This is a genomic window from Acinetobacter sp. YH12208 (assembly GCF_013418055.1).
Taxonomy (GTDB): Bacteria; Pseudomonadota; Gammaproteobacteria; order Pseudomonadales; family Moraxellaceae; genus Acinetobacter; species Acinetobacter pseudolwoffii.
Genome location: NZ_VPCT01000040.1, coordinates 1 through 4,803, shown reverse-complemented (window position 1 = coordinate 4,803; position 4,803 = coordinate 1). Strand labels below are relative to the sequence as shown.

Sequence of the window (4,803 nt, the reverse complement as noted above, 5' to 3'; positions counted from 1 at the left end):
CTATTGGCTGAATCAAAAACACAAAGCCATAAGCCACGTTCACGCTAAAATTTAAATTTTCTTTTTTGGCGTTTATTAAAATTATCTAAACAATACATGGTCTTATAGAGCGAGTGTCTACGAGCGAACTAGCAATATTCGACCATCGACCCTCTGAAAAACCGCTTTTAAATGACCTGAATCCTAGAAAATCTATATTTTCATGCCGAAATTTACCCCTAGACCGAGCGAAGCGAGCATAAAGCCTTATGAGCGAAGCGAATTCATAGTTGCTTTTGCTTTTAGATTTCACAAACAGAATTAACCAAAACTGCCCCTCGCTGTGAGCGTAGCGAACAGCAATAGAGTACGAGCTTTAGCGAGTACCTAGGGCAGTTTCACTCCCCTGCCGTTGGGCTTTTAATTATTTTTAAAGCTTTTAAATGCTTTTAGACAGGCTGAAAACATTGATATGACTGCATTACAGAGTTTATAAACGTACATTAGCTCTTATATAAACGTACATTAGCTCTTATATAAACGTACATTAGCTCTTATATAAACGTACATTAGCTCTTGATTAAAGTACATTAAAATATTAGTATTTAAACATACATTAAAAATAGTGTACTTCAATAATGAAAAACGGATTAGTAGTGAAAGATAATGCTTTAATCAATGCCAGTTACAACTTGGAATTAACAGAACAGCGTTTGATTATGCTTGCCATCATTAACGCCAGAGAATCAGGGCAGGGCATCACAGCGGACAGTAAGCTAGAAATACATGCTAGTGATTATGCAAAACTGTTTAATGTGTCAATTGATGCGTCATATAAAGCCCTTAGAGAAGCCGTAAACAACTTGTTTAATCGACAGTTCAGCTATACCGCCGAATATAAAAGAACAGGTAAAACAGGCATTGTACGGTCACGTTGGGTTAGCCGAATTTTTTATGTTGATGATTTAGCATTGCTAGAAATAACCTTTGCGCCTGATGTTGTGCCATTGGTGACACGACTGGAAGAACACTTCACAAGCTATCAAGCTAAACAAGTCGCACACTTAACCAGTAAATACGCAACAAGACTGTATGAGCTTCTCATTGCGTGGCGTGAAGTCGGTAAAGTTCCACAAATAGAAATTGGTGAGTTTAGAAACCGTTTAGGACTTTTAGATGATGAATACACAGCTATGCACAACTTTAAAAAGCGTGTGTTAGAACCATCTATTCAACAGATCAATGAACATACAGACATTAACGTAACGTATGAACAGCATAAAAAAGGGCGGTTGATTTCAGGCTTTTCATTCAGGCTTAAACAAAAACAACAGCCAAAAATTGAAAAGCCAGTTGACCCGAAACGAGATCCAAATACCCCTGATTTCTTTATCCCTATGACCGATGCACAACGGCATTTATTCGCTCACAAGCTGTCTGAAATGCACGAAATGAGTGAGTATTCAGTAGGTACTGAATCATACGAAGACTTTGCAAAACGTATTGCTGATATGCTTTTAGAGCCTGAAAAATTCAGGACGTTTTACCCTCTATTGGTACAAGCAGGATTTAACTCTTAGGATATTAAGATGACAGATAAACAGCAGTTACTGGAAGCCTTTAGAAGTGCTAAAGGCATCGTAGATCATGAATTTTCTCAAGAGGTTATTGATGCCAGTCGAGAAGCTGATGAAGCAAGACAGCAACGCATCCTGAACGGTGAAACCACCTTTGAACAGGAAGACGCTGCACTCATGGAAGAATGGCGAAAATCAAACCCAAAATAATTATTTAATTACGACTTCCACATTTTCCTTGTCATATTTTGCTGAATATCCAACAACAGTTTTTGTTGTGATTTTTTGATTTTTATCAATATAAATCAAATCAATAGCTGTTTCATTGTAAGTGTAATTGATTGGATACTTATATGATGACTTAGGGTTGATTGTTCCTACAACTTCATCAACTTTAGGGGAAGCATAATGGATAGTCACATTTGTTAAAGGGCTATCTGTTTCATTTTTAATGACAATAAAGCCTTTTTCATCTTTGCCACACCCAACCAATAACAATCCTGACAAAGCCAAGACCGGGATAATTTTTTTCATTTCAATTCGCCCTCTGAGTTCGTCCAAACCAACTTATCGTTTTTAATGCGTAGCAGATCGCCAGCTCTAACCTTAGCTTGGGCAATATTAATAAATGATGAATGGAACATGGTGTAAGGATTTTGAACGGCCAAAGACAACCCTATTTGGTTGTTGTGCAAATCCATTTTTCGCTCAAGTTCAGGCTGTTTAGTCGCCCCATACTCGTGAGCATTTGACCACTGAATAGCAAATGGCAATCCCACATCTACCGCCATGCCAAACGTCCATAAGGCATGTCTAAAAGCATCACCATTGCCATTGTGTCGAGCTTCTAAGGTGTATTTTTGCTTGGTGTAATCCAGTGCCAACTTTCCATTGGCCAGACACAAAAGAGACTTGGCAGGATCACTATCATACAAGGCTTTTTCTTGCGGATTTAAATCGCCAACCACCTCAGCAACATCCTCATAATCAGGAATATCAGGAATCACTGATAAGGTTGCTACCCTTGCTGTTGTTGCAGTCTTTGCCACTTTTTTTGATGAAGATTGCCCTACCAATGAACGAGCATAATCATCCAATTGTTGCTTAGTAGCATCAGGATAAGTTGCCCGATATTTTCTAATTTTATCGCCAATATCTAAGATAGATTCAGCCGAAACTTGGGCAGATATTAGAATGGCAAGCAAGGATAGCGTTATTTTATTCATGTTTAATCACCTTTAGAAATAGGTTGTAAACCGAATAACAATCTATCTCTATCTTCTGTTAAATAATCATTAAGATCAGCAATAATTTTTGCCTTTTCTGAATCATCTTGCATTTTTTTTAACGCCAAAGAACCAAGCAAAATTTTACGTCTAGTATCTTCTTTTCGTTGTTGATCCGTTGCTTTCTTTTTTTCACGAGCCAAAACAGCTTGCTTCTGAGCTTTAAGCTGTTTCAAACGTTCTTCTTGTTTAGCAATTTGCTGTTCCAAAGATTCGACTTTCATTACAACTCCAATGCCTAAAAAAACCACAGTTAGCATAAGCGTACATGAATTGAAATTCAAGGTACTATCTGCTATCGTGGTTTTCCCAAAGGGCGCACTTTACCATTGAAAAAAATCTTCGATTTTTATTCAATGGAAGTACGGCAGGGGATTCCCCCTACAACCCCAAACCAGCTTATGCAAGCTGGGAAATTTGGAAACCCAAATTTAAGAGCAAAAGCAAAATGGCAATCTTTCATTTTTCAGTCAAAGCGATAAGCCGAAGTGCAGGGCGTTCAGCCGTTGCATGTTCTGCCTATCGTTCGGGTGAAAAACTAGAAGATCATTATCAAGGTAAAATTCAGGACTACACCCAAAAAACAGGTGTGGAATCTAAAAAAATCTATGCACCTGAAAACACCAAAAAAGAATTATTAGACCGTCAAGAATTATGGAATGCAGTTGAACAGGTTGAACGTAGAAAAGATGCAACCTTAGCAAGAGAGTTTGAAATTGCCTTTCCCCATGAGTTTAATGCAGAACAAAGACAAGACTTGCTCGATGAGCTATGTCAGGAAATTGTAGAAAAACATGGTGTGATCGTGGACGCATGTATCCATGCTCCGCATACCAAAAGCGGAAGTGATGAGAGAAACTTCCATGCACACATCATGTTCACCAGTCGGCAGATTGACCCACAGACAGGCGACTTTGCCAAAAAGAAAAATCGAGACTTCAACAAAGAGCAATCCAGTGAAACCGTGAGCCACTGGAGAGAATACTTTGCAGAATTGACCAACCGCCATTTAGAAAAACATGGCTTTGCAGATCGTGTCGATCACCGTAGTTACAAAGATCAAGGCATAGACCTTGAAGCCACTCAACATGAGGGGCCACAAGTTACCCAGCTTCGCAGACAAGGTATAGACACCGAAATCAGTCTATCCAATGATGCCATCCGTGAACGCAACCAATTTAGCCAACACATCAAAGGTTTAGATCAAGAAATACAAGCATCTGAACGACTGTTGAATAACTTGATTCAGACCAGGGAAAATTTAGACCAGGAGCAACGCCAAAAAGAAAAAAACCAGGAACAGCGTTCACCTGAAGAATTGACCAAAATCGCATATAGCGTTATTTCGCAATATAACGACGCTGTAGCCACGGAAGCAAAAAACATAGCACTAACTACCCAAAAAACAGAAATCGAGCAAATAGACGCTGTTTTGGAGCAAATAGAACTATCCAAAACCAATCTTGAACACCAAAAAGAACAATTAGGCAAAAAACCGCTGTTTTTTAGTGGCAAATGGGATGCTGCAAATGCAGAAATTCAAACCCAATGGCAAGAATTGGACAGTCAGGAACGAGATTTAAAGACCAAAACCCCACGTTTAGAACCTGAACGCTATACAGATCGGGCAAAAGAGATCGTAAACAAAGCTAATCCGAACCTGAAAGCCAAACATGATCGAGCAAGACTTCACCTTGAACGTGAACAACAACGGAAGTTAGCCGAACAGGAAAAGCGGAAACAGGAAGCCAAGGCACAACAAGAACGAGAAAAACAGGCGTTTTTTGCACGTAAAGCCTTACGTGAGCAAGGAAAACATGACGAAGCCAATAAACTATTGGCTGAATCAAAAACACAAAGCCATAAGCCACGTTCACGCTAAAATTTAAATTTTCTTTTTTGGCGTTTATTAAAATTATCTAAACAATACATGGTCTTATAGAGCGAGTGTCTACGAGCGA

The 4,803-nt window shown here is 39.0% G+C and carries 6 protein-coding genes; 3 read left to right on the top strand and 3 right to left on the bottom strand.

Translation table 11 applies throughout. The annotated features are described in order from the left end of the window. The first annotated feature begins 617 nt into the window (after positions 1 to 617). Complete coding sequence (repM, locus tag FTU95_RS14730; protein ID WP_066029335.1) at positions 618 to 1,559, top strand: replication initiation protein RepM; 942 nt, start codon at positions 618 to 620, stop codon at positions 1,557 to 1,559. A gap of 9 nt (positions 1,560 to 1,568) precedes the next feature. Continuing rightward, positions 1,569 to 1,766 carry a hypothetical protein gene (locus FTU95_RS14725; RefSeq protein ID WP_065996320.1) on the top strand — a complete coding sequence of 66 codons (198 nt, stop codon included), beginning with the start codon at positions 1,569 to 1,571 and terminating at the stop codon, positions 1,764 to 1,766. Here FTU95_RS14725 and FTU95_RS14720 read toward each other — a convergent pair whose 3' ends face one another. Genes FTU95_RS14720 through FTU95_RS14710 form a run of 3 tightly spaced genes read right to left on the bottom strand, consistent with a single transcriptional unit; the run spans position 1,767 to position 3,066 of the window. Then, on the bottom strand, positions 1,767 to 2,090 hold the full coding sequence (locus tag FTU95_RS14720; RefSeq protein ID WP_065996322.1) for a hypothetical protein: 324 nt from the start codon (positions 2,088 to 2,090) through the stop codon (positions 1,767 to 1,769). Continuing rightward, positions 2,087 to 2,782, bottom strand: a complete 696-nt coding sequence (locus FTU95_RS14715) for a hypothetical protein (protein WP_065996324.1) — start codon at positions 2,780 to 2,782, stop codon at positions 2,087 to 2,089. Before FTU95_RS14715 ends, FTU95_RS14720 begins: the two co-directional genes overlap by 4 nt. A 2-nt stretch (positions 2,783 to 2,784) precedes the next feature. After that, positions 2,785 to 3,066, bottom strand: coding sequence for a mobilization protein (locus tag FTU95_RS14710; RefSeq protein ID WP_065996325.1), 282 nt, complete (start codon positions 3,064 to 3,066; stop codon positions 2,785 to 2,787). Between the two features lie 224 nt (positions 3,067 to 3,290). Between FTU95_RS14710 and mobQ the strand changes: the two genes are divergently transcribed. Next, positions 3,291 to 4,724 (top strand): MobQ family relaxase, encoded by a 1,434-nt coding sequence (mobQ, locus tag FTU95_RS14705; protein ID WP_065996326.1) that lies wholly within the window; start codon positions 3,291 to 3,293, stop codon positions 4,722 to 4,724. The last annotated feature ends 79 nt before the right edge of the window (positions 4,725 to 4,803 follow it).